A 255-nucleotide genomic window follows, 5' to 3' on the forward strand; every position below is an offset into this window, starting at 1 on the left:
AGGAAAATCCCAAGTACCAAAAAGCGTTGAAGATACTCGATGAAGGCTTCGAGGATTCAATCCAATATATGAATTTCCCCATTTTACACCGAAAATCCATTCGAAGCACCAATGGCGTGGAGAGGCTGAATGAAGAGATTCGCAGGCGTGAAAGGGTGATCCGGATCTTCCCGAATACCCAGTCCGCCTTCAGGTTAATTGGCGCAGTCCTTATCAGTTATGTTGAAACAACTAAACACTGGAACAAGAGATTGT

Annotated in this window: 1 protein-coding gene; it reads left to right on the forward strand. The window is 44.3% G+C overall.

Going from position 1 to position 255, the window contains the following annotated elements; translation table 11 throughout:
• Window positions 1-255 (forward strand): transposase (locus tag M3191_RS18440; protein WP_251701755.1); only part of this gene is annotated, 255 nt, incomplete at both ends.

The sequence above is a fragment of the Sporosarcina luteola genome (assembly GCF_023715535.1).
GTDB lineage: Bacteria > Bacillota > Bacilli > Bacillales_A > Planococcaceae > Sporosarcina > Sporosarcina luteola_B.